Here is a 22,331-nt window from a genome sequence, read left to right as displayed (position 1 = left end):
TTTCAGCCCTTTTTTGAGATAAGACTATGAGTGTATCTACAGCACAAATGCGTTTTTGGAGTCCTGAGGTTCGTGAGTTAGAGCCTTATGTGCCAGGTGAACAACCTAAAATCCAGAATTTATTGAAATTAAATACCAATGAAAATCCATATCCGCCATCACCCAAAGTAGTAGAAGCAGTTCAAGCTGTACTACATGAACAAGCTGATGCGCTTCGTTTATATCCAGATCCGGATGCTACAGCTTTAAAACAAGCGATTGCTAAGCAACAGGATATTGATGTATCTCAAGTTTTTGTAGGTAATGGTTCTGATGAGGTGCTTGCTCATATTTTTAAAGCATTTTTCCTTCAAGAAGAACCGATTCTGTATCCGGATATCACTTATAGTTTTTACCCAGTTTATAGCCAGTTTTTTGGAACAAAAACAAAAGAAATTCCACTCAATGAGAATTTCGAGATTGATGTCAAAGATTATACTCAGCCTAATGGTGGAGTTATTATTACCAACCCAAATGCACCAACCAGTATTGCGTTAAGCTTGGCAGAGATTGAACAAGTGTTACAAGCTAATCCAGACCGTGTGGTTGTGATTGATGAAGCTTATGTTGATTTTGGTGCTGAGTCAGCTGTAAGTTTGATAAACCGTTATGAAAATCTTGTAGTGTGCCAAACAACTTCAAAGTCTCGTTCTTTGGCTGGTTTACGCGTTGGATTTGCGATTGCTCAGTCACATTTGATTGCAGCACTTGAAGCGGTAAAAAATAGTTTTAATTCATATCCAATTGATCGATTTGCTATTGCAGCGGCTGTCGCTTCTTTTGAAGATCAAGCCTATTTTGAAGAACAGTGTCAAAAGGTCATTATAAGTCGAGAAAAACTTGTTCGTGATTTAACGGAACTTGGCTTTAACGTCTTGCCATCGAAAGCGAATTTTATATTCGCTACTCATTCGCAATATGATGCTGGGCAATTAGCACAAAAGTTGCGTGAGCAGGGCGTTATTGTCCGTTATTTCAATAAGCCTCGCATTAATCAGTTTTTACGTATTACGGTTGGAACTGATGAACAAAATGCGCGTTTAGTTCAAACATTGAAGCAAGATATTCTTTAATATTTATTCTGCTGTGCTGTTCATTAAGTTCAGCATAGCAGAGATTTTATCAAGACTTTCTTGATATTCAGCCTCAGCTTCTGAGGCAATCGTAATACCGCCACCCGCCCAAATAGAGAGTTGGTTTTGATATTGTTGAAAACTGCGAATTAAAATATTCCAACGTCCCGTGCCATCGAAATTAAAATACCCCAGAGTCCCGCAATATGCTCCTCTTGGCGCACCTTCTAACTCTTCAATAATTTGCATTGCTCGAATTTTAGGAGCTCCTGTAATTGAACCTCCTGGTAAAGCAGTGAGTAACATTTGCATAGGATTAATATCATTTTTAAGTGTAGCCGTAACTTCACTTACCATGTGATGAACTTGATTGAAACTTTCAATTTCAAATAACTTCGTTGTTTTTACCGAGCCAGTATTGGCATAAATGCTCAAATCATTACGTAATAAATCAACGATCATGACATTTTCTGCTTGATCTTTTTTAGAGTTTTTTAAGGTTTGCTTTGAAAGTAAATCTTGTTCTTCATTTTTAAAACGAGGCATAGTACCTTTGATCGGTCTGGTTTTAATTTGCTTATCTACATCAAACTCAATAAATAATTCAGGAGAGCAGCTTAATAACTCAAAATTTTCTAACTTCAAATAACCAGCATATGGAGCATTAGTTAAATTCCACAACTCTTCTGCTTTATTTAATAATGAGCCGGTAAAATTTGCACTGAATTCTTGAGTAAGGTTAATTTGATAACAATCTCCTGCTTTAATATATTCTTGTATTTTATAAAAGGCAGTTAAGTATTTATTTTTAGTCCAACGAGGATGAATATTTTCTTCTAATTTAAAACTATTATTTTTTAGTTTAGAAGAAGTTTTTTTGAGTAAATCTGAAATATATTTAAAAATTTCTAATGCATTATTGTCATCGCTAAAAAAATACCATTCATTATTTATATTTTTAATAAAAGAATGATAGCAACCTATAAATAAAGATGGTTGTTCATGTAATTGATTATTTATAAATTGATTCGCAGAGAAGTCATAGCTAATAAAACCAATATATCCTCCATTAAAGCTTATAGTTTCAATATTTTTGTTTTTTAGATATGGGGATTGAAATTGAGAAAAATCTATAAGACTCTGTATGTCAGATGAAGTTTGATAATTATTTAGGTCCGATTTTTCAAATAAAAAATTTTTATGATTTTGAATAATTAAATATTTATTTGGAAGAAACCCAATAACCGGATTGTTGTCATCATGAAGATATACAAGCCCGATTAACTCTTCTAATTTTTTTAAAATATCGGCAGCAGATTGAGAGCTTTCTAAAGAGATTTTTTTCTTTAACTGAGACATTTTAAACATATAAGTACTTGGAAGAGGTGACATAGTTTACTACAACTTCTAGTCCATCAAACGGATGAGTCGAAAGAGTTTAATATTTCGTGGAAAAAACAACCGAACAATTCTTCAGTTTTGCTAATAATTTATGAATTCGAATGGGCAATCAATATCGGTACCGTTTGTCGGGTAATTGGCAAAAAATGCATTACAGTAGTTGAACAAAAATTAACGTAGCTGTAATTTAGTAATTGCTAAGCAAAACTACTCAAGGATTGGAAGTTTCGGTTGCCACAAAAGAAAAATGCAACTTGAGACAGTAAGAGTGGTTAAGTCAAAAAATAAATGCTCTTGGGAGAGTGCTCAATGAAAATGTTCACTAAACTTGCTTTAGTTTCTTCTTTAGCTATCAGTGCAAATGCTATGGCAATGCAATCAATGGATGATGCAGCGCTTAGTGCTGCTACAGGTCAAGACGGTATTAATATCGGTATTGCTTTGGGTTCTGGTGGTATTTCTATCGATAAATTATACCTACACGATAATGATGGTTTAGCAACATCAACAGGTATTACTGGCGCTTCAGGTACAGCGGGTTCAATCGCAATTAGTGGTGTTACGGTAACTCAAAAAGGTACAGGTAACCTTTTAGATTTAAAAATTGATACAAATGGTGCTTCAGGTTCAAATGGTGCTTTCTTAAACGTTGCAGCAACAGTAGGTGCGGTTGACGTGCATGTTGGTTCAATTGGTGTAGGTACTTCTGGTACATTAAATACAACTACGGCTGTACGTGGTATTACTGAAACTGCTCCAACTGAAATTATCTCTGGTTTAGATTTATCTTTGGGTCAAATTTCTGCAAATGTTCAGTTAGGTTCAACTCCGCAAGGCGCAATGATCAAAGTGAACTCTAGCTTGCAAGGTGGTTTAACACTATCTAACTTCGGTATTAATGATGCTGCTGGTGGTGGTAAAATTGTCCTAGACAAAGTAATGGTTCGTGGTTCAGGTAATACAACTGGTGATTTGGATGTAAATGCGAATATTTCTGTTGTTCCTACAGGCTTACGTATCCAAAATAACAGTACGCAAGGTATGAACGTTTATGCACAGGGCGTACACCTAGGTGCAGCGGGTAATGCTTCAATTGGTGATTTAGAAATTCAAGGTTTAAATGTAGGGACTTCTACAATTACTATTTCTGGTCACTAATTTAAAGACTGATAAAAAGCGCGTTTATACGCGCTTTTTTATTTATCTTAATAAAACTAATATCTATACTTTTCTATTTAAATAATATTAGCTTATATAATAAGAAAGAATATAAAACATTTGAAATGAGAATTAATTAACAGTTTATAAATGTAAAACTATGCATTCATCAAAAAGATTAAAAAAAAGCTGTTTTTTACAAAAAAAAAGGTATCTTCAACACACAGGGATGTAGAGCTATTGCTCTAAGAATAAAATGAATAAGGCCGGTTAGGCCACCATTTAGACCAAGTGCTTATGTTAGAGATAGTTTTAGGCTCAGCATTGATGTATTACTTTGCGACAGAAGCCTTCGAAATAGAAAAAAAGCCGCCGGGAACTGTTTATTATACAGAGACTGCCGATTCACGTAATTTATCATTTCATCGAAACCATATTGAACCTGTCACAATAAAACCAGCTGTAGAAGATCAGTTTCGTGGCATTGTTCGACAAGCCTATGATTATAGTTGTGGCTCTGCTGCACTTACGACTTTATTAAATGGCTATGTGGGAACGAGTTTAACTGAACAGCAAACAATGAGTGGTTTGCTTCAATATGGCGAATATCAACGTATTATTGAGCGCCGAAGTTTCTCATTACTTGATATGAAGCGCTTTGTCACAGCAATTGGTTTAGACAGCGGTGGTTACCGAGGTGAGTTTTCTGATTTAGTTAAACTCGGTCAGCCTGCAATTGTGCCTATTTCATATGCTGGTTTTAAACATTTTGTCGTATATAAAGCTTATAAAGATGGAAGAGTATATGTAGCTGACCCTGCTTTAGGGAATATCAGCTTTGATGAAAGTCGTTTTAAACAAATTTGGGATAATAATACTTTATTTGTTATTTCTGTTCCTGAATCACAGCGTAAAGATCTATTGGCATTAAAAGATGCAGACATGCGCCATGTGGAAGATGCTACGGTCAATAGATATGCTTTGGTGAACGTACAATATCCTACATTTAACTATGAGCGTTTAGCAAATAAAGCTTCCACCATGCGTCGGGTATTAGATGATGATAATAAATCTCCAACATATGGACAGCCGATAGAAACCTATATGCGTCTTTATTACAAGCGTAAATAGTCAAATTTAAATTTAGTAAAATAAATAAAGTGGGTGGGAAAAACATGAATAATCGATGGATGAAGATGAGTGTGTTGGCCTTAAGTATGAGTGCCATTACAGGGACAATCTATGCTGAAGATCAAATACAACAACCTCAAGTATCTGGCTCGAATCAGGTTGTAGCAGATGGAACAGAAAGTTCAGAATCTTCAGAAGCTACAAGCTCTAGTTCAGCTACAACAGATAATACTGCGAAAACATCGAATGTAGTAGATACAAATGCTGCAGCCCCAGCTCCGAATAGTGAGGCACATCAAGCTGCAAGTGCTTTACAGAAAAAAGAAGGTGATGCTAGCCAAGAGACTAATTTACAAGAAGTATTTACTTCAAATGAACGTCAATATTCTTTAATCAAGAAGGGCGTAATCTCTTCTTATTATGATCTTGATTATACTTATTATCGTGACAGTATATTAGACGTGGCATTAGGAGATGATGATTCTCGAATTAGTCGTTTAAGAATTAGGGAAGATGCTCAACATACTTTGACAAATAGTTTTACAGCGCAATATGGCGTTTTAGATAATTTAACCCTTTCAGCAACGTTACCTTTAGTTGCTAAATCTGATATTGCTAGTGATTCAACCACAGCGGGTTTAGGTGATATTTCTTTGGGAGCACGTTGGGAACCTTTCCCATTAAAGCAAGGGCGTTTACCACTCGTGCTTTTTGGTAGTGTCTCAACTAAAACAGGTGATAGCCCTTATGAGGTGGGTTTAAATGAGCTGTCAACAGGTAAAGGTTATTACTCAGTTGGAGTAGGGGCAAGTACTCGTAAATATATTGATCCTGTTGTGCTATTCGCTTCTGTGTCTGCTAACTATGGTTTTAAGGAATCTGGTTTGAATCAGGTACGTGGTAATGACCGTACTTTAGTATCTTTTGATCCAGGGATTAGTGGTGGCTTTTCTTTCGGTTTTGCATATTCATTTAACTATGACGTGTCTCTAACGATGTCTTATCAGCAAAGCTTTAACTTTAATTCCGAGTTTCAATTTAAAAGCGGTGAATCTTATAAATCCCCAGACCAGAGCAGTGCAATGATGGCTTTTGCTTTAGGCGTACGTGTTTCGCCAGATACTATTGTTAACGGCACGGTTGGCTTTGGTTTAACTGAGGATGCACCTGATGTTTCACTTGGTTTGTCGTTCCCGTTAGATATTTTAGGTTTTAATAAAAAACGAAAATAAGGAGATAAGCAGGTGAAATATCCTAAATTATGTCCTTTAACGGCGGCAATTGTTATCTCCGGTTTTTCTAGCTTTGCCAATGCTCAATTAGGACAAAACTTAGCTGTTGATATTCGCTCACTATCGATGGGGAATGCTGTAACTGCAGATCCTCCTGGTATTAGTGCAGTTCACTTTAACCCCGCAGCCTTAGCAAAAATTGATGGGTTGCAAACCGATGTACAGGGAATTCTTGCCAACTTTGATATTCAGCGTGAGTTTTCTGCGCCCCCTGGTTATAACATTTTTGGTTATTCAGATGATCCTCTCGTTTGTAATGATGGTCCGGAAGTTTCTGCTAATATCTGTACAGATTTCAAAGGGACAGTGCATGGTGACGTCGAGTACGCAAGCTTATATGTGCCGATCCTAAAAAAAATGGTTGATCTTGGAGCAGGATATCCTCTAGTTGCTCCTACAGCTGGAATCGCCTATAAGCCACCTGGTTCAAAAGTTACTTATGCGACAGCAGTATATGCACCCTTGGTAGCAGGGTTTGGAGCAGAGAATGGTAACCCTGGTAACTATATGGGGCAGCAAGTTGCAGTAGAGAGAATTACCTATTTATCACCATCTTTTGGTTATCAAGTAAATGACCATTTATCACTTGGTGCTTCAGTAGGAATGTCCTATAACGCAATCGCACTGAAAACCGATCTACGTTTTCCCAATGAGATGATTGGTGTATTGCGTATGGTTGATGAAGTGGTATGTGCACCTTTTAAAAATAATAGTGACATGATTACGGACTTACTATTATTTGGTATGTGTAATGCTCAAGAAGGCATGAATCCATTTAATAAAATGGGTGCATTACAAGTGTCTTTAGAACAATCATTAAGCCCAAGTTATAACCTAGGTTTACTCTGGGAGCCAACTGATGATTTTGGCTTTGGTATGGTTTATCAAAGTGCTGCCAAAATGCGTTTAAAAGGCAAATACATGATTGATAATGCCAAAGCGCCTCAAGAACTTATTAAGGGTCTAAACTCATCTGCTACAGGACAAATTTTAGCTGCAATTCTTGGGCTACCGGGATATGTACCTAATGTTGAGTCTGGTTTAGTTGCAATGGATCTTGAATATCCTGCACATTTTCAAGCAGGTATTAAGTATAAAATCTTACCCGATTTGCAAGTTAATTTTGACGTAGGATGGACTGACTATTCTGCTTGGAATAAATTTAAGTTTGAGTTCGATCGTCAAATTACGCTATTAAAAGTAGCTAAGCTTTTATCTAATGACGTTACCGATAATTCATTGGCATTGCCATTGAAATTTACCTCGCCGTGGAGTTGGGGAATTGGTCTTGAATATTCCGCAACCGATCGTTTGAAATTAAGGGCTGGTTACGAGCCTCGAGCTAGTTCGATACCTGATGATAAACGTAATACCATGGTCCCGATCAATAATGCACAATTATTTGGTCTTGGCTTAGGTTATCGTTTTGACGCAGATACAGATCTAGACCTATCAGTGGGTTTCTTGCGTAGTCGTGACAATATTCCAGCCTGTACGAGTACATTGTCGAATAAGTGTGGTGTCGATAATATTTTATTAAACCCTTATTCGGGACTAGATGTAAAAACGAATACAAAAATCACAGTGCTTGGTTTGAGCTATAGAACAAAATGGTAAAACAATATAAATCGATGTTTCGACCTAAATTTGCTATCTCGACTTTATGTATTGCGGTAGCAAGCGTTTCTGTATCTTATGCAGATGGTTTCTTTACAATCATTGGTCCAGATGGTCGTCCAATGATTGTACCCAGTAAAAAAGTAGAACAAAAGCAATCCAAGAGTAGAGTAGAAACACCGAAACAAGTTGTACAACCGCATGTAAATGCTACACCTGTTCAAGAAGCATCTAAAGAAAATGTTCAGAATTCAAAAGAGCTTAAAAAGTTTGAACCACACCCTACAAAAAAATTAAATACTGCACCGACTGCACCGACTGCACCGACTGCACCGACTGCACCGACTGCACCGACTGCACCGACTGCACCGACTGCACCGACTGCACCGACTGCACCGACTGCACCAGAGCTTCCTTTAAGAATGAGTAAAGCTCAGAAGGAGGAAGTTACAAAACAGACTAGTAGCGTTAAGACAGAAAGTGTTCCAGCAAAAATTTATTCATCTTCACAAAGTACTTCTCAAACTGTTTCAATACCAGATCCTTCAAATGATCGATCTAAATTTACAAGTATTGATGGCGTAGAGTATGTAAATAATGAATATCTTGAAGATCAGGAATTTAATCTTGAAGGTAAAAAACGCTTTTATGTTATGCCGGATGGACTTGGAAGAACAGAGTTTATCGAAAGAAAAAAAGGTGTAAGCAAGTCTACTTTAGAACAATTGTTTAATAAGCAATCTCAGGAAGATCAAGGAGCGATTGTTTTAGCTCCAACTTATATACGACTGTCTCAAAAAGAATTAGAAACGACTTTTGAGCAAGATAAATGTTTTGTTCAAGGCTATAAAAAGTCAATCAAAGTGCTTGGAGCTAAAAAAGAAGTAAATTTATGGCCTCGAAAGCCATTAAAAGAAAAGTTTGAATATGAGTTGGTAAAACTAGATCCATCTGTACAACATTTACAACTTATGTCATTTGCAGCGAGTAATTCCGCACCTCTATATTATTGGCCTTTAGCTATATTCCTAGATGAGAAGGGCTGTATTTTAGAAGGGGCAAGTGGTTTCAAGAGCAAGTCTTATCCATCTACGATATTACAACATGCATCGATTCAAGGTACTTTAAGAGTGCCGCCTCATGCGCGTTATATGATGTTAACTCCTTTATCTTCTTCGATAGATGTAGCAGAACAAGAGTTATCAAATCAGGGACAGATTCAAATTTCAGTATTACGTTAAAAATAAGTAGGGTATCTAATGAATAAAAAATTATTATGGCCTTTTGCATTAACCACATTAGCAATCATGCTGAATGGTTGTGGCGGTGGTAGCTCAACCATTAATGAAGATCCTACAAGTGGTTCTGGTAGTTCAAATGCAAATGGAAGTTGTGATGCATCAAATAGTGACTGCTTACAGTTTTCACTCGATTATCCCATTGCTGGTCTTAATTTTACCTGTAGTAGTGCTGCAAATCAGAGTTTTGTTACTAAAGCTTCAGGAAACAGTGTGGTTGGTACATGTAAACTTGGTGATACAGCAAATTTCTTTTTACAAGGCACTCAAACTAAAACAAAGATCGATTTAGGTTCTGTTCAATTAGATAATATTTCAAAGATTAAGGTGGTCGTTCCGCCACGTTTGAAAGTTATGGATATGGCTACGGCTTTAACAGGTGTAGCACCTGCTTCATTAAGTCAAAATGATCCAACCATCCGTGTAGCAATGGCCTTGGTTAAACTCTTTCAAAGCGTTGGTTTAGAGCGTGGTGATAATGTAGTGGGAGATATACAACCTACACTATTTACCGAAGATAAGAAAAATACGCTAAATGTAGTACTTCAAAATATTACTGCTGCTGAATGGCAAAGTGGAGCATACGCCAGTATCTTGAAACCTTGGTTAGATGTTAGCCAAATTGATGATAATCAGGCTTTTGCTTTAGTAACTCAATTGGCTCATTTGAGTTTGGTAGGTTTATATCAGTCAGATTACTTGACCTTAGCTCAACCAAACTTAATTTCAGAAAATTTTTATGGATGTAATTTAGCTAATTTAGCGGATTGTCCAAAAAATGCTGCTAATACCCAACACGTAATAGGCAATTTATTTTTACTCTCAGATCGCCAAGGTTATACATTTGGTTACGGCTTACAATGGAAAGGTACAAGTACTACTACAAGTAACTCAACAGTTACAGCAGTAATGGAAGTATTAACTAAATCTAAGCCAGCTCAACTTACAGCGAATGCTCAAACCACATGGCTCGATCCATTACAAGCTGAGATTAAATCGACGCAACCATTCCATTTAAAAGCTTCAGCTAATAGCGCTGAAGATTTACTGATTTATCAAGGTAAATTATTAAATGATTCATTTATTGCTGGTCGCGAAAGTCTTTATTTAGGTGCAACAAATAGTAAAACACCAAATCCTCAACAATATGCGTTATGGCGCCAGAGTATAGGTAATCAAAACTATAATGGTTCGCTAGACATCTATAAAGTAACTCCAGCAAGTTATCTTGCAAAAGATATCTTTAGAACTTCAAAAAATGTAAGCTCAGGGCAAACTTATATTTTCCCGTTATATGGTACTTTAAATATTAAATTTGATACTGCTGGAATTTCACCAATCGATTTAGGTATTGTGATTGATGAAAATGGTGACATTCGTACTGATATTAAACCTAATGCAACAGCAACAGATATGTCTGGACAGTGTGGAGTGGTCTCAGATAACACTTTAATTGATAACAATGGCGTTCAACAGTATCGTATAGGGACAACCGGTGGTACAGAGTCTTCTTCAAATGACAAATCAATTACAGTAAAAATGATTTTTGCTGAACCGAAGCTCGGTAATCTCAATGGTATTTTGGCTGGTTTAAATTCGAATGTTGTTCAAGGTACTACTGCAACTGGTAGTCAAACACTGATTGTAAGTGGGGCAAAAATTAACGTTGCCAACTTATTACAAGGGCAGTTAAATGGTATTAACCTTACAACTTATGATAACAAGACAGTTTCATGGTTAAATCCATATGCCTTCTATCAACGAGTCTATAATAATATTAAGGATGTGAGCCCAGCTCCTACAGAAGAGGATAAAGCTTTAGCTGAGCGAATGAGTGGAACGATAACGATTAGAACGGCTGATTGTTATCAAATTAAGACAAAATAAAAACCATAAAAAAAGACCGTGAAAGCGGTCTTTTTTATTAACTAAATTAACCTGTATGGTCTAAACGAGTTCCTAGTGTTTCTAGGTGCGTTGGAAAAACTTGTTTTTTACGATCTTCAAAATAATGTCTGAGTGTGTGTTCGACACTCGGAAAGGCAAGTTCACCCCATGGAATCTCATGCTCTTCGAATAATCGGCTCTCTATGCTTTCTTCACCCGCACCAAAAAGTCCATCTTTTAGCTGAGCTTTGAAAAGTACATAAATTTGACCAATACGAGGAATATTGTACATACAGTAAAGTTGTTCTATTTCAATTTCGGCTTCTGCTTCTTCACGAGTTTCTCGCGCCGCACCTTGTTCCATGGTTTCGAACAACTCCATATAACCAGCGGGCAAAGTCCATAAGCCATAACGAGGTTCAATTGCACGACGGCAGAGGAGTACTTTATCTTCCCATAACGCTAAGGCACCGCAGATTACTTTGGGGTTTTCATAATGAATATTTCCACAATGAGTACAAACACGGCGTACTTTATGATCACCTAAAGGAATTTTTTGTTCGGTTTTATGCCCACACGCTACACAGAAACTCATAATTATCATCGAGTATAGAGATGCCTCAGCATAACTGAATTTTTAGACTTACGCATCAACTCTATTCCCTAAGTTTGATTTTCAGATATGATGCAAAGAGAGACAGAATAATAGGTGAATGGTATGGAAGAGCACTTGCTAACAAAAAAGTTACAGCAAAGATTGCGCTTTTCCACCCGCATACAAGAAGCACAAGCTGCAGTACTGATTGCGATTACAAATGAAAATAATCCTAAGGTACTGCTTACACGCCGTTCAATACATATGAACAACCATGCGGGGGAGGTTTCTTTTCCGGGTGGAAAGCGTGACCCCAGTGATACAAGTAATATTGTTGTAGCGCTAAGAGAAGCTCAAGAAGAGACGGCTTTAAATCCGTTTGATGTACAGTTGCTAGGTGATCTGCCTATGCAACGTGCAAGAAGTGGCTTGTCTGTAAAACCGATTGTTGGGCTTATTCCTCCTGAGGTAACTTTAATTCCTCAGCCCACCGAAATTGATCGAATTTTCTTTGTGCCTTTACAGCAACTTATAGAGACGCGTCCGACGCCATATGAAGTTCGATATGCTCATCAATCTTTATACTTCCCAAGCTTGCAGATTGATAATGAAATTATTTGGGGCCTCACAGCGCGGATGTTAATTGCCTTATTTAAATATGGTTTAGGCTACCAAAAAGAGTGGCCATTTCTACTGAACTCACCAACGTTTGGAATGCCAAAATTTTCTCATAAAAAATAAAGATCAGGACTGATAAATTATGATGTATAGCTATCAAGGACAGCATCCAAAAGCCTTACATGAGCCATGGGATGGCTGGGTTGCTCCAACCGCAACGCTTATTGGACAAGTAGAATTAGGCCGTCAGGTCAGTATTTGGTTTGGTGCTGTAGTACGTGCCGATAATTGTATAGTGCGCATTGGTAATTTTTCTAATATTCAAGAAAATTCTGTATTACATACTGATGCTGGACTTGAGCTAAATATTGGTGAATATGTCACGGTCGGACATAAAGTCATGCTGCATGGTTGTACGATTGGTGATAATAGCTTGATTGGTATGAACGCCGTCATTTTAAATCGAGCTGTGATTGGTAAGAACTGTATTATTGGTGCTAATGCTTTAATACCAGAAGGTAAAGTGATTCCAGATAACTCAGTAGTGATGGGTTCACCAGGCAAAATTGTGAAAACTTTGGATGAAGATGGCGCGGCAAAAATACGTTTGAGCGCACTACATTATGCTGAACACTTTAAAAGCTATACCGATTTGAAAGAATTTCACTTTTAAAATTTTAGTAAGATATTTTCTATGCCAAGCACTCGCTTGGCATTTTTATTTAGATAGGAACAACTCGCCTAACAGGGCTGAGTGGGGTATCATTACTTCCGTTTTTAATCTGATTGAATACTAAGGTTGTGCATGAAACTGCTGGCGTTGGAAACTGCAAACGAGCAATGTTCCATTTCATTAATCGATGAAACCCAAGAACTCTTTTTCCAACTCGATACGCGAGCGAAAGCACAAACTCAGACCATTCTGCCAATGATTGAGCAAGGGTTACAACAAACCGAACTTGACGTAGCTGGTTTAGATGCAATTGCCTTTAGCCGAGGGCCAGGTTCTTTTAGTGGTGTTCGAATTAATGCTGCTGTTGCTCAGGCTTTAGCTTGGTCACAAGATTTACCTGTGGTTCCCGTTTCTAGCTTGCAAGCTCTCGCACAAGCGGCTTACCGTCTTGAAGGTTTAGAGCAGGTAACTGCGGTACTCGATGCACGTATGAACGAAGTTTACATTGCAAGTTTTGTTCTAGATGAGCAAGGCATCATGCAGTGTATCGATGAAGAAAAATTAATGAACTACGAGCAAGCGGCTGCCTATGCAAAGCATTGCTTGATTGGTTCAGGTGCTAAACTTCTTCAAGCTGATGCAGAGTATCAAACAATCACTGCTACTGCACAGGACATTGCTTCGATTGCACGTGTCTATGCTGCCCAAAAGCAGTGGGTTGATGCTGAACATGCTTTACCGGTTTACTTGCGTGATGATGCATGGAAAAAAATTGCGGATCAGGGTAAAGCAAAGTAAAGGCACTGCGCATGCATATATATTTTGAAGTGGATTTTCAAGAACAAGCACAGCATTACCAAGCTGTGCTTTCTTCTAGAGGCGTGGCTGCCGATTTACAGCCGATTGAAAAGCTCAATGCCCGTTTTTTACGTTTAAATCCTGAATTAGCACTTTGTGTAGATGAAAACGGACTTTGGTTATCTGCGAACGGCATGAAAATGCAGCCTGACTGGAAAGCTGAAATCCTACGTTTAAAACGAGCAAGTCTTAAATCGGAAATGATTGCTCGTGCTTGTCAGTTAGGGGAAAAGCCAGTACTGGTCGATGCTACAGCGGGCTTAGGTCATGACAGCTTACTTATGGCTTATCTGGGTGCCCAAATCCAGCTTGTTGAGCGTCATCCGATTTTATTTACTTTACTTGAAGATTCAAAAGCTCAGGCACAGCGTGATCCATTTTTAAGTCAATTTATAGATCGTATTCAACTAATCTTTGCTGACTCTGCAAGCTATTTACAGCAATTAGATCAAGATGCACAAACGGTTGATGTAGTCTACCTTGACCCGATGTTCCCACAGCGCGACCAAAACCAACAAGCAATTAAAAAACAAGCCCAGGTCAAAAAGCAGATGCAGCTTTTGCATTTACTTTTACCCGAAGATGGAGAAATGGATTTGGGAGATAATTTGCTTGATTTGGCCAAAAAAGTTGCCAAGCGAGTGATTGTAAAACGTCCACGTCATGCTGTTTTCTTAGCAAATCAAGAGCCAGCTCATCAGTGGCAGGGGGATGCTTGTCGTTTTGATGCTTACTTTCAGTAAGCTTATGTAAGGTTAAGTTTTATTGCTTGAATAATGCACAAATATATGTGATATAGTTCAAAAGCATGATTGCTAAAATTCTTAGCAGGCATACACTTATGATGCCTGACAAAAACGAAATTTTTGAAACCTTTTTATGATTGATCTCAAACCTTCCATTAACTTTTGGCATGATTTTAAAAGTAACCAGCTTGCCGGAATGTGGTTATTTTTGGGGTCAAGACGTTCCTTGCAGATCGTACATCCCTCTATTCTTCAACTTATAGTTTGGGGAATATTAGGCGGATGTACCAACTCACTTTATAGTTGGCTGGTAGCTGGTCAAATGGGTGATTTTAACTCCCAAGGCCTAATTGGGTATGCACTATGGCCTTTTATTGCGCTTATTGTTGGTATTTTTTTATCACAGCGTATTAATCAGCCGCGTTTAATGTTAGTTCCAGCCTTACTGTGGCTAGTTTTAGATACCAATATTTTATTAATTCAATGTTTAATTCAATATCTGGGCTCTAATGGTTATTTGAACTTTGTTCCCGACGCTATTTATAACGGTATTTTACCGAGTCTGTTTGTGGCACTTTTTGTGTGGCAAAGTTTGGCAGTTATTTGGGTTTTCTCGCGTGAGCTGAAATGGCCTTGGTGGGAGCGGGCATTGGTCATGGTTGCGACCATTGCAACTATGGTTGTTTGGCAGCTTTCTGTAAAAGATCAGCCTATTTGGAAAGTGGAAGATTCTCCACCTACCTTTGCCGAAGATGCTTTCTATGCACAAAGTAAGTTACTTCATGATGCGTTAGAGCAAGTCCAATATGGTGAGCTAGCGAAAAGCCATTGGTATTTCTTAGGTGTTGCGGGCGACAGTTACCAAGACGTTTTTAAATCGGAAGTGGTTCGTATTAAAGAACAATTCGATACACGTTTCGGTACTGTCGGACGTTCGATGATGCTAGTCAATAATCCAGATACTCGAACCGAAATTCCGATTGCGTCTAAAACTAGTATAGAGTTGGCTCTACGCCGTATGGGCCAGCAAATGAACCGTGATAGTGATGTGTTATTTTTATATATGACATCGCACGGTGAACAAAACCATTTTGAAATTGAAAATGCGCCTCTAGATTTGGGGCAAGTCGATCCGAAATGGTTACGTGAAACGCTCGATAAAGCGGGGATTCGTTGGCGTGTAATTGTCATTTCCGCCTGTTACTCGGGAAGTTTTATTCCGGCGTTACAGTCACCTGATACTTTAATTATTACTGCATCTGCGGCAGATAAAACTTCGTTCGGTTGTAATAACGAAGCTGATTATACGTATTTTGGACGAGCTTTCTTTGACTTGGCCATGCGAGAGCAGTCTTCAATGAAAGATTCGTTTAATGCCGCTAAGCAAACCGTAACCAAATGGGAAGTCGCTCAAGGTGTAGAACCTTCAGAGCCGCAATGGATGATTGGTAAGAATATGGAGCTTATGCTACCTCAGTTGGAAAAATATCTTTTCCCACAGCAAAGCACAGGTAGTGTAAATATTGCTCAAACACAAACAGAGGCTAAAAACGATGCAACTCCTGCAAAAAAACCGCTGCTTTGAAGGTGAGCAGCGCACTTACCAGTTCGATTCTCAATTATTAAAGGGCTCTACTAAGTTTGGTGTTTATTTGCCACCTGCAGCTTTGGAAGGTAAACCTTGCTCAACTTTGTTTTACTTAGCGGGTTTAACGTGTACTGAGGAAACTTTTGCAATCAAAGCCCATGCACAGCACATGGCCGCGCAGCTTAGCCTCATACTGATTACACCAGATACTTCTCCTCGTGGTGAACAAGTCGCTGTAGGTGACCATTGGGATATAGGGCAAGGTGCTGGCTTTTATATTAATGCAACGCAAGCGCCTTGGTCTGAGCATTATCAGATGGAAAGCTATTTAATTGATGAGTTATATCCACTCATTTTAAAAAGTTTTTCGGTAAATGCTAAACAAGTTGGTGTCTTCGGACATTCGATGGGGGGCCATGGTGCCTTAACTTTAGCTTTTAAATATCCTGACAAGTTTAAGTCTGTATCTGCATTTGCACCGATTTGCGCGCCAAGTGAATGTGCATGGGGTGAAAAAGCATTTAGCCATTATTTAGGTACAGACCGCGATAGCTGGTTGGCTCATGATGCTACAGCTTTAGTCTTAAAAAATGGTGCAGTTTTTAGCGAAATTTTGGTTGATCAGGGATTGGATGATCAATTTTATGAACAACTTCATCCTGAAAAATTTAAGCAAGCATGTTTAAAAGCAGGACAGCCCTTAACTTTAAGACAACATGCTGGCTATGATCATGGCTATTATTTTATCCAGACCTTTATGGATGAGCACTTGCAGTTTCATGCAATCCAGTTAGAAAAGGTAACATCAGCGAGTTAGTGCTGCCATTCCACCTGAAATTCTTGTTGAGCCATACGGTTTAGGTGATCAAGGACAACTTTTTCCAAGTGGTCGTGATCATCTAACTGACTATCAATAGCAACATTTAATTGCTCTGTTTGAGGTGCAAGTGTAATGGTTGCACTAGGCATGAAGATTTTAAAATCTTGATCAGTTTCTTGTACTTCAAATTTGTGCTTCCAATGATTGACTAGACGTTTTGCAATGCGTTTACCATCATTTGTTAATAGATGAGTTGTGCTTTTCATTATCAATCCTCACATTGGTTTAATGTACCTTAACAAATTCGTTTGGCACTTAGCATTCTATAGTAGCAACGTTACGTTGCAAGTTTGAAATGTTGCCATTTAAGCAAGGAAGAGCGGGCCAACTAGGTTCTTTTTTGTTATAATTTTTAGCCTCTCCTTAAACTTCTAGCCAGGTCATCCACCTATGTCCAAGCCTTATTTGATTGCTCCTTCTATTTTATCTGCCGATTTTGCTCGTTTAGGCGAAGATGTAGACAAAGTGTTAGCTGCAGGTGCAGATGTAGTGCATTTTGACGTTATGGATAATCACTATGTTCCAAACTTAACTTTTGGTGCAGGGGTGTGTAAGGCTCTAAAAAAATATGGTGTTAAAGCTCCTATTGATGTGCATTTAATGGTATCTCCAGTTGACCGTATTATTGGCGATTTCCTAGAAGCTGGCGCAGATATTATTACGTTTCACCCAGAAGCATCTCACCATATTGACCGTTCATTGCAACTTATCAAGTCAGGTGGTGCTAAAGCAGGTCTAGTTTTCAATCCAGCAACCCCATTACATTATTTGGACTACGTACTTGATAAAGTTGACCAAATTTTATTAATGAGTGTAAACCCAGGTTTTGGCGGACAAAAGTTCATTCCAATGACTTTAGAAAAATTACGTGAAGCTCGTAAAATTATTGATGCAAGTGGTCGACATATTCGCTTAGAAGTAGATGGTGGTGTTGGTCCTGCAAATATCCGTGAAATTGCAGAAGCTGGTGCAGATATGTTTGTTGCTGGTTCAGCAATTTTTGGTCAACCAGATTATAAAGTTGTAATTGATCAAATGCGTGCAGAGCTTGCTAGAGTTGGTACTGTGAGCGTTTAAAGAAAGCTTATTAAGCTGAGAGTAAACTTGTGGATAACTTTGTTTATAACTTTATGGATAACTGTGTTGATAACCGTATGGATAAAATGTTGGTAAAATAAACAAAAAGAGATCAACCGTTTACTCTCTACACAAAATATATGAAAAAAGAACGCTTTGGCGTTCTTTTTTTATACGTATTGGGTATTTTATTGTCTGTTTTTTTATTAAGCTTTGCTAAAAAATGACCTGTGCAAAAAATGAGATGGAGCTGTGTAAAACTTTTAAAACATAATAGATAGAAAACTGTAAAAGTGTCATGAAAAGTAAAGCTAAATTTGATTTAATAAGATTTTAGTAAGAGACCTAGATCATTAATGACAGTAAAAATTTTAGCGGTAGATATGGATGGGACTTTTCTTAATTCTAAGAAGCAGTACAACAAAGCACGTTTTTTAAAACAGTATGAACAACTAAAACAAAATAATATTCATTTTGTGGTGGCCAGTGGTAACCAACTTGCAAAGCTTGTTACTTATTTTCCAGAAATTAATCATGAAATTGCTTTCATTGCAGAAAATGGGGCACATGTTGTAGATGCAGGGCAAGAACTCGCTTTTGCTCATTTAAGCAAAGAGCAATTCATTGAGATTTTAAATGCGATTGACCCAGTATATACCTCTAAAATGGTGATCTGCGGAAAACAGAGTGCTTATGTACATACGAGTATGAATGCAGAGGACTACGCTAAAGTCGCTCGATATTTTGAGAAGCTGACAGTTATCGATGACTTTTATGCGTTAGATGATCTGGTATATAAAATTACTTTTACTGCTCAGGAAAACGAAAGTTTTGCAATTTTTGAACATTTTCAGAAGCAAAGCTTCGTAGCAGATAAGGTTTTAGTGCCTGTTTCTAGTGGCTTTGGTTTTATTGATTTGATCCTTCCAGATCAACATAAAGCGCATGGTTTGAAGCTATTACTACATAAATGGCAGATTGAAGCCAATCAAGTGGTTGCGATTGGCGATAACAATAATGATATCCAGATGATCAAAGCAGCAGGTTATGGGTTTGCGGTTGAAAATGCTATTGAAGCTTTAAAAGCAGTAGCGCCTTATACAACACGAAGTAATGAACGAGAAGGTGCACTAGAAGTGATTGATTTAGTTCTTCAGCATCAACCTCCGTTTGCTTAATGACCATAAAAACAATCAATTAAGATGTAAAATTGTATCTGTTTTAAAACTTGGTTATGCTTATACCCCATAGATAAATGGATTGCTCAAGGCAATAAATGATGACGCTGCAACACTTACGCAAGTATGCTTGGTTTGTGTTCCTAATGACTTTGGTCATTGGGTGGAGTGGCGTGTCTGTTGCTCAGATGCCTATGCAGCATGATCTTCATACAATGCCATGCCATAGTAAGCAAATGACACATCACACTATGCATGTTCAAGCTGATAATCAGGCAATGTGTCATCAATCTATGGTTAAAGTTTCTCATCAACATGGTGAACACTGCCGAGACTGTAACCCAGTCCATTGTCAAATGGTGAATCTGGCTTTACAGCAAGCTGTACCAGATATTGAAACATCATTTATTCCTAGTACATCTCAATTTAGTAGTATTTATCAGGCACAGCATTTAGCTGGATACTGGCAAGAAATCTTACGCCCACCAAAAGCTTAATCCTTTCTTACTTATTTTTTTAGTTAAAAGGATTACAGCAATGTCTCATAAAACAATTAGCAGCCTCGTCGCTGTATTTGGTCTATTGGTTTCACCATGGACCCTCGCGGCAATTAAGGAGTATCACCTTAATATTAATGAACAACAGGTCAATGTTACGGGCAAACCCCTTAAACGAATTACCGTAAATGGCAAGTTTACAGCCCCACTTCTTGAGTTTGAGGAAGGGGATGAGGCTGTTATTCATGTTCATAACCAATTAAAGAATCAAGATACCTCTTTACATTGGCATGGCTTATTACTACCCGGGTTAATGGATGGTGTACCCGGTTTCAATGGTTTTAAAGGAATCGCGCCAAACGGAGATTTTGTTTACCGTTTTAAGGTGAAACAAAATGGCACATATTGGTATCACGCCCACAGTAAAGGCCAAGAACAAGATGGTCTATATGGACCACTCGTGATTTATCCAAAAGGAAAAATACCCGTTGCGGCGCATGAAAAAACTGATCGTGATTATGTGGTGATGCTTTCAGATTTTCATCAGTCTTCTAGCGATAGTATTTTAAAGAATTTAAAGAAATCTGCTGAGTATTATCAAAACCGCCGTGAAACCGTATCTGATGTTTGGAAGCAAGTTAAAGCACAAGGCTTAAAAGCAACTTGGCAAGATCGTTCGATGTGGAATCAGATGCGGATGTTAAAAACCGATATGTCTGATGTGACGGGTTATACTTTCTTAGTTAACGGCAAGACACCAGAGCAAAACTGGACAGGTAATTTTAAAGCGGGCGATAAGGTTCGATTGCGATTTATTAATGCATCAGCTATGTCTTTTTTTGATGTCAGAATTCCAAATTTAAAAATGACTGTCGTGAGTGCAGATGGACAGCCAGTTAAACCTGTTGCAATTGATGAGTTTCGTATTGGTACAGCCGAAACCTACGATGTCATTGTAGAACCTAAACAAGCAAATTATCAGATTGAAGCTGAGTCTATTGACCGCAGTGGTTTTGCCATCGGTACTCTGCATGATGAAAATACCCAAGCTGTAGGACTGGTTCAAATTCCAGCATCACGCCCACGTGCTTTATTAACCATGGACGATATGGGCATGAGTCATGGGGGTAAAAGCGATCAACATGCTGGCCATCAAATGACTATGCAACATGACATGTCGGCTATGCCTGAGATGAAAAAAGAGATGAGTCAGGCTAATCATGATCACACAATGATGAAAATGGACCATGACATGAAAGATATGTCATCTGACGGGCATGATCATTCCATGATGCACATGAAGCATGACATGTCGGCCATGTCTGAAATGAATCATGATATGCAGACTATGTCATCTAGCGAACATGATCACGCTATGATGAATATGAATCATGAGATGCCATCTCAATCTGAGAATAAGCCTAAAAATGATGAACCCGTTTATGGCTGGGCAAATGCTTCAACACCAGCAGGTATGAAAGCACTGCAATATAGTGATTTGCAGTCTTTAACACCGCAGCCAGATACTCGTGCGCCCGAGCGTGAATTAGTCATTCGTTTAGGGGGCAACATGGAACGTTATATCTGGACTATTAATGGTAAGAAATTTAACGAAGCTGAACCATTACAAGTTAAATATGGCGAACGTATTCGCTTGAAGTTTGTAAATGACAGCATGATGGCTCATCCAATGCATTTACATGGCATGTTTATGCAATTGGAAAATGGTCAACAAGCTGAAAACTTACCAAATAAACATACCGTTATTGTTCCACCCGGAAAAACCGTTACTGCGTTATTGACAGCCGATGCTTTGGGAGAATGGGCGATTCATTGTCATTTGCTCTATCACATGAGTGCGGGGATGATGAATAAGTTGATTGTTGCTCAAGTAAATGACAGCCAACAACCAGCTCAATCACAGCCACCTGTTCAATCTGAAAATGAGAAAGGAGCTAGTCATGCGCATCACTAAGTTATTTTCTCAAATGATATGTTGCGGTGCTTTCTCGGGTATATCTTTATTTGCTTTTGCTCAAGAACCTTTAACACACGATCATTTACGCGAACATGGTGGACAGGTTTATCAAGCAACTAAGATTGATACTGGCTGGACTCAAAATGAAGAGGGTGAAGGCAGTTTTTCTTCTGAATTGGAAAGCTGGGTGGGAACGGATGAAAATAAATTGTTCATTAAAGCCCATGTTGAAAAGGCCGAGTCGGAAGATGCCAATTATGGCGGTTCAGTACTTTATAGCCGCAATGTAGCCAACTATTGGGATGTACAGGTTGGGGTAAACTATGAACGTTTACAACGGGAAGACGAAAAGCAAGAACGTTGGGCTGGTGTAGTGGGTTTACATGGCATGGCGCCTTACTTTTTTGAAACCGATGCTTATCTTTATGCAGGTGAAGATCAGTTATGGAAGTTGAGCCTAGAGACTGAAAGGGACTTACTCTTTACCCAAAAGTTGATTGGTAAGCCCTATTTAAAAGCAAACGTTGTTTTGCAAGATGAATCTCTCTATGCCAGTAAAACGGGATTATCGAGTTTACAGGCAGGTTTTCAAACCCGTTATGAAATCAATAAAAAGGTCATGCCATTTGTTGATGTCGGTTATGGTTATGAAAAAGGTTTAAAACAAACTGCTTGGCAAACTGGAACCGACTCTGAAAATGGTTGGTATTATGGTGCAGGATTAACACTAAAATTTTAATTGCTGAA

Annotated in this window: 21 protein-coding genes; 18 read left to right on the top strand and 3 right to left on the bottom strand. The window is 38.2% G+C overall.

The features are described from left to right. The first annotated feature begins 26 nt into the window (after positions 1 to 26). On the top strand, positions 27 to 1,112 hold the full coding sequence (gene hisC, locus J582_RS14010; protein ID WP_006581684.1) for a histidinol-phosphate transaminase: 1,086 nt from the start codon (positions 27 to 29) through the stop codon (positions 1,110 to 1,112). A gap of 3 nt (positions 1,113 to 1,115) precedes the next feature. Here the strand turns inward: hisC and J582_RS14005 are convergent, their stop codons facing one another. Then, positions 1,116 to 2,504 carry an anthranilate synthase component I family protein gene (locus J582_RS14005; protein ID WP_016804859.1) on the bottom strand — a complete coding sequence of 463 codons (1,389 nt, stop codon included), beginning with the start codon at positions 2,502 to 2,504 and terminating at the stop codon, positions 1,116 to 1,118. A gap of 318 nt (positions 2,505 to 2,822) precedes the next feature. Here J582_RS14005 and J582_RS14000 point away from each other — a divergent pair, with 318 nt between their 5' ends. From J582_RS14000 to J582_RS13975, 6 genes are all read left to right on the top strand, one after another. Next, positions 2,823 to 3,671: a DUF6160 family protein gene (locus J582_RS14000; RefSeq protein WP_032048110.1), complete on the top strand. Its 849-nt coding sequence runs from the start codon at positions 2,823 to 2,825 to the stop codon at positions 3,669 to 3,671. A gap of 297 nt (positions 3,672 to 3,968) precedes the next feature. Next, positions 3,969 to 4,802, top strand: a complete 834-nt coding sequence (locus J582_RS13995; RefSeq protein ID WP_002050357.1) for a C39 family peptidase — start codon at positions 3,969 to 3,971, stop codon at positions 4,800 to 4,802. Between the two features lie 44 nt (positions 4,803 to 4,846). Beyond that, positions 4,847 to 6,034 (top strand): hypothetical protein, encoded by a 1,188-nt coding sequence (locus J582_RS13990; RefSeq protein ID WP_200003937.1) that lies wholly within the window; start codon positions 4,847 to 4,849, stop codon positions 6,032 to 6,034. A gap of 12 nt (positions 6,035 to 6,046) precedes the next feature. Then, entirely contained in the window at positions 6,047 to 7,711 is a 1,665-nt protein-coding gene (locus J582_RS13985) for an OmpP1/FadL family transporter (protein ID WP_032048108.1), read from the top strand. Further along, positions 7,705 to 8,952: a putative pilus assembly protein FilE gene (gene filE, locus J582_RS13980; RefSeq protein ID WP_032048107.1), complete on the top strand. Its 1,248-nt coding sequence runs from the start codon at positions 7,705 to 7,707 to the stop codon at positions 8,950 to 8,952. Before J582_RS13985 ends, filE begins: the two co-directional genes overlap by 7 nt. An 18-nt stretch (positions 8,953 to 8,970) precedes the next feature. After that, a complete protein-coding gene (locus J582_RS13975) occupies positions 8,971 to 10,896 on the top strand; it encodes a hypothetical protein (protein WP_032048106.1) in 1,926 nt (641 codons plus the stop codon). 46 nt (positions 10,897 to 10,942) lie between these two features. Here the strand turns inward: J582_RS13975 and J582_RS13970 are convergent, their stop codons facing one another. Further along, positions 10,943 to 11,491 (bottom strand): NUDIX hydrolase, encoded by a 549-nt coding sequence (locus J582_RS13970; RefSeq protein WP_000006666.1) that lies wholly within the window; start codon positions 11,489 to 11,491, stop codon positions 10,943 to 10,945. Positions 11,492 to 11,605: 114 nt separating this feature from the next. On the opposite strand from J582_RS13970, the gene J582_RS13965 reads away from it, so the two are divergent. From J582_RS13965 to fghA, 6 genes are all read left to right on the top strand, one after another. Next, on the top strand, positions 11,606 to 12,232 hold the full coding sequence (locus tag J582_RS13965) for a CoA pyrophosphatase (RefSeq protein ID WP_080961353.1): 627 nt from the start codon (positions 11,606 to 11,608) through the stop codon (positions 12,230 to 12,232). Between the two features lie 22 nt (positions 12,233 to 12,254). Next, the gene (locus tag J582_RS13960) at positions 12,255 to 12,782 is read left to right on the top strand and encodes a gamma carbonic anhydrase family protein (RefSeq protein ID WP_080631653.1); all 528 of its coding nucleotides are present in this window, start codon (positions 12,255 to 12,257) and stop codon (positions 12,780 to 12,782) included. A gap of 132 nt (positions 12,783 to 12,914) precedes the next feature. After that, positions 12,915 to 13,580: a tRNA (adenosine(37)-N6)-threonylcarbamoyltransferase complex dimerization subunit type 1 TsaB gene (gene tsaB / locus J582_RS13955; RefSeq protein ID WP_032048104.1), complete on the top strand. Its 666-nt coding sequence runs from the start codon at positions 12,915 to 12,917 to the stop codon at positions 13,578 to 13,580. An 11-nt stretch (positions 13,581 to 13,591) separates the two neighbouring features. Next, positions 13,592 to 14,383, top strand: coding sequence for a class I SAM-dependent methyltransferase (locus J582_RS13950; protein ID WP_032048103.1), 792 nt, complete (start codon positions 13,592 to 13,594; stop codon positions 14,381 to 14,383). A gap of 136 nt (positions 14,384 to 14,519) precedes the next feature. After that, positions 14,520 to 15,971: a C13 family peptidase gene (locus tag J582_RS13945; protein WP_004888682.1), complete on the top strand. Its 1,452-nt coding sequence runs from the start codon at positions 14,520 to 14,522 to the stop codon at positions 15,969 to 15,971. Further along, positions 15,940 to 16,791, top strand: a complete 852-nt coding sequence (fghA, locus tag J582_RS13940; protein WP_032048102.1) for an S-formylglutathione hydrolase — start codon at positions 15,940 to 15,942, stop codon at positions 16,789 to 16,791. Before J582_RS13945 ends, fghA begins: the two co-directional genes overlap by 32 nt. On the opposite strand, the gene J582_RS13935 is transcribed toward fghA, so the two are convergent. Further along, complete coding sequence (locus J582_RS13935) at positions 16,788 to 17,060, bottom strand: DUF2218 domain-containing protein (RefSeq protein WP_004888677.1); 273 nt, start codon at positions 17,058 to 17,060, stop codon at positions 16,788 to 16,790. The two genes, fghA and J582_RS13935, sit on opposite strands and share 4 nt — an antisense overlap. A gap of 184 nt (positions 17,061 to 17,244) precedes the next feature. On the opposite strand from J582_RS13935, the gene rpe reads away from it, so the two are divergent. The 5 genes from rpe (at position 17,245) to J582_RS13910 (ending at position 22,323) form a co-directional block, all read left to right on the top strand. Beyond that, positions 17,245 to 17,931: a ribulose-phosphate 3-epimerase gene (rpe, locus tag J582_RS13930; RefSeq protein WP_032048101.1), complete on the top strand. Its 687-nt coding sequence runs from the start codon at positions 17,245 to 17,247 to the stop codon at positions 17,929 to 17,931. Between the two features lie 356 nt (positions 17,932 to 18,287). Further along, the gene (locus J582_RS13925) at positions 18,288 to 19,109 is read left to right on the top strand and encodes a Cof-type HAD-IIB family hydrolase (protein WP_032048100.1); all 822 of its coding nucleotides are present in this window, start codon (positions 18,288 to 18,290) and stop codon (positions 19,107 to 19,109) included. A gap of 101 nt (positions 19,110 to 19,210) precedes the next feature. Continuing rightward, positions 19,211 to 19,606 (top strand): hypothetical protein, encoded by a 396-nt coding sequence (locus tag J582_RS13920; RefSeq protein ID WP_032048099.1) that lies wholly within the window; start codon positions 19,211 to 19,213, stop codon positions 19,604 to 19,606. A 40-nt stretch (positions 19,607 to 19,646) separates the two neighbouring features. Continuing rightward, a complete protein-coding gene (locus tag J582_RS13915) occupies positions 19,647 to 21,581 on the top strand; it encodes a copper resistance system multicopper oxidase (protein WP_032048098.1) in 1,935 nt (644 codons plus the stop codon). Further along, entirely contained in the window at positions 21,568 to 22,323 is a 756-nt protein-coding gene (locus tag J582_RS13910; RefSeq protein WP_022575932.1) for a copper resistance protein B, read from the top strand. Before J582_RS13915 ends, J582_RS13910 begins: the two co-directional genes overlap by 14 nt. The last annotated feature ends 8 nt before the right edge of the window (positions 22,324 to 22,331 follow it).

The sequence above is a fragment of the Acinetobacter sp. 1566109 genome (genome assembly GCF_000582255.1).
GTDB classification, from domain to species: Bacteria; Pseudomonadota; Gammaproteobacteria; order Pseudomonadales; family Moraxellaceae; genus Acinetobacter; species Acinetobacter nosocomialis.
Note: the sequence above shows the minus strand (reverse complement) of the source record. Positions and strands in the feature narration are given on the sequence as shown.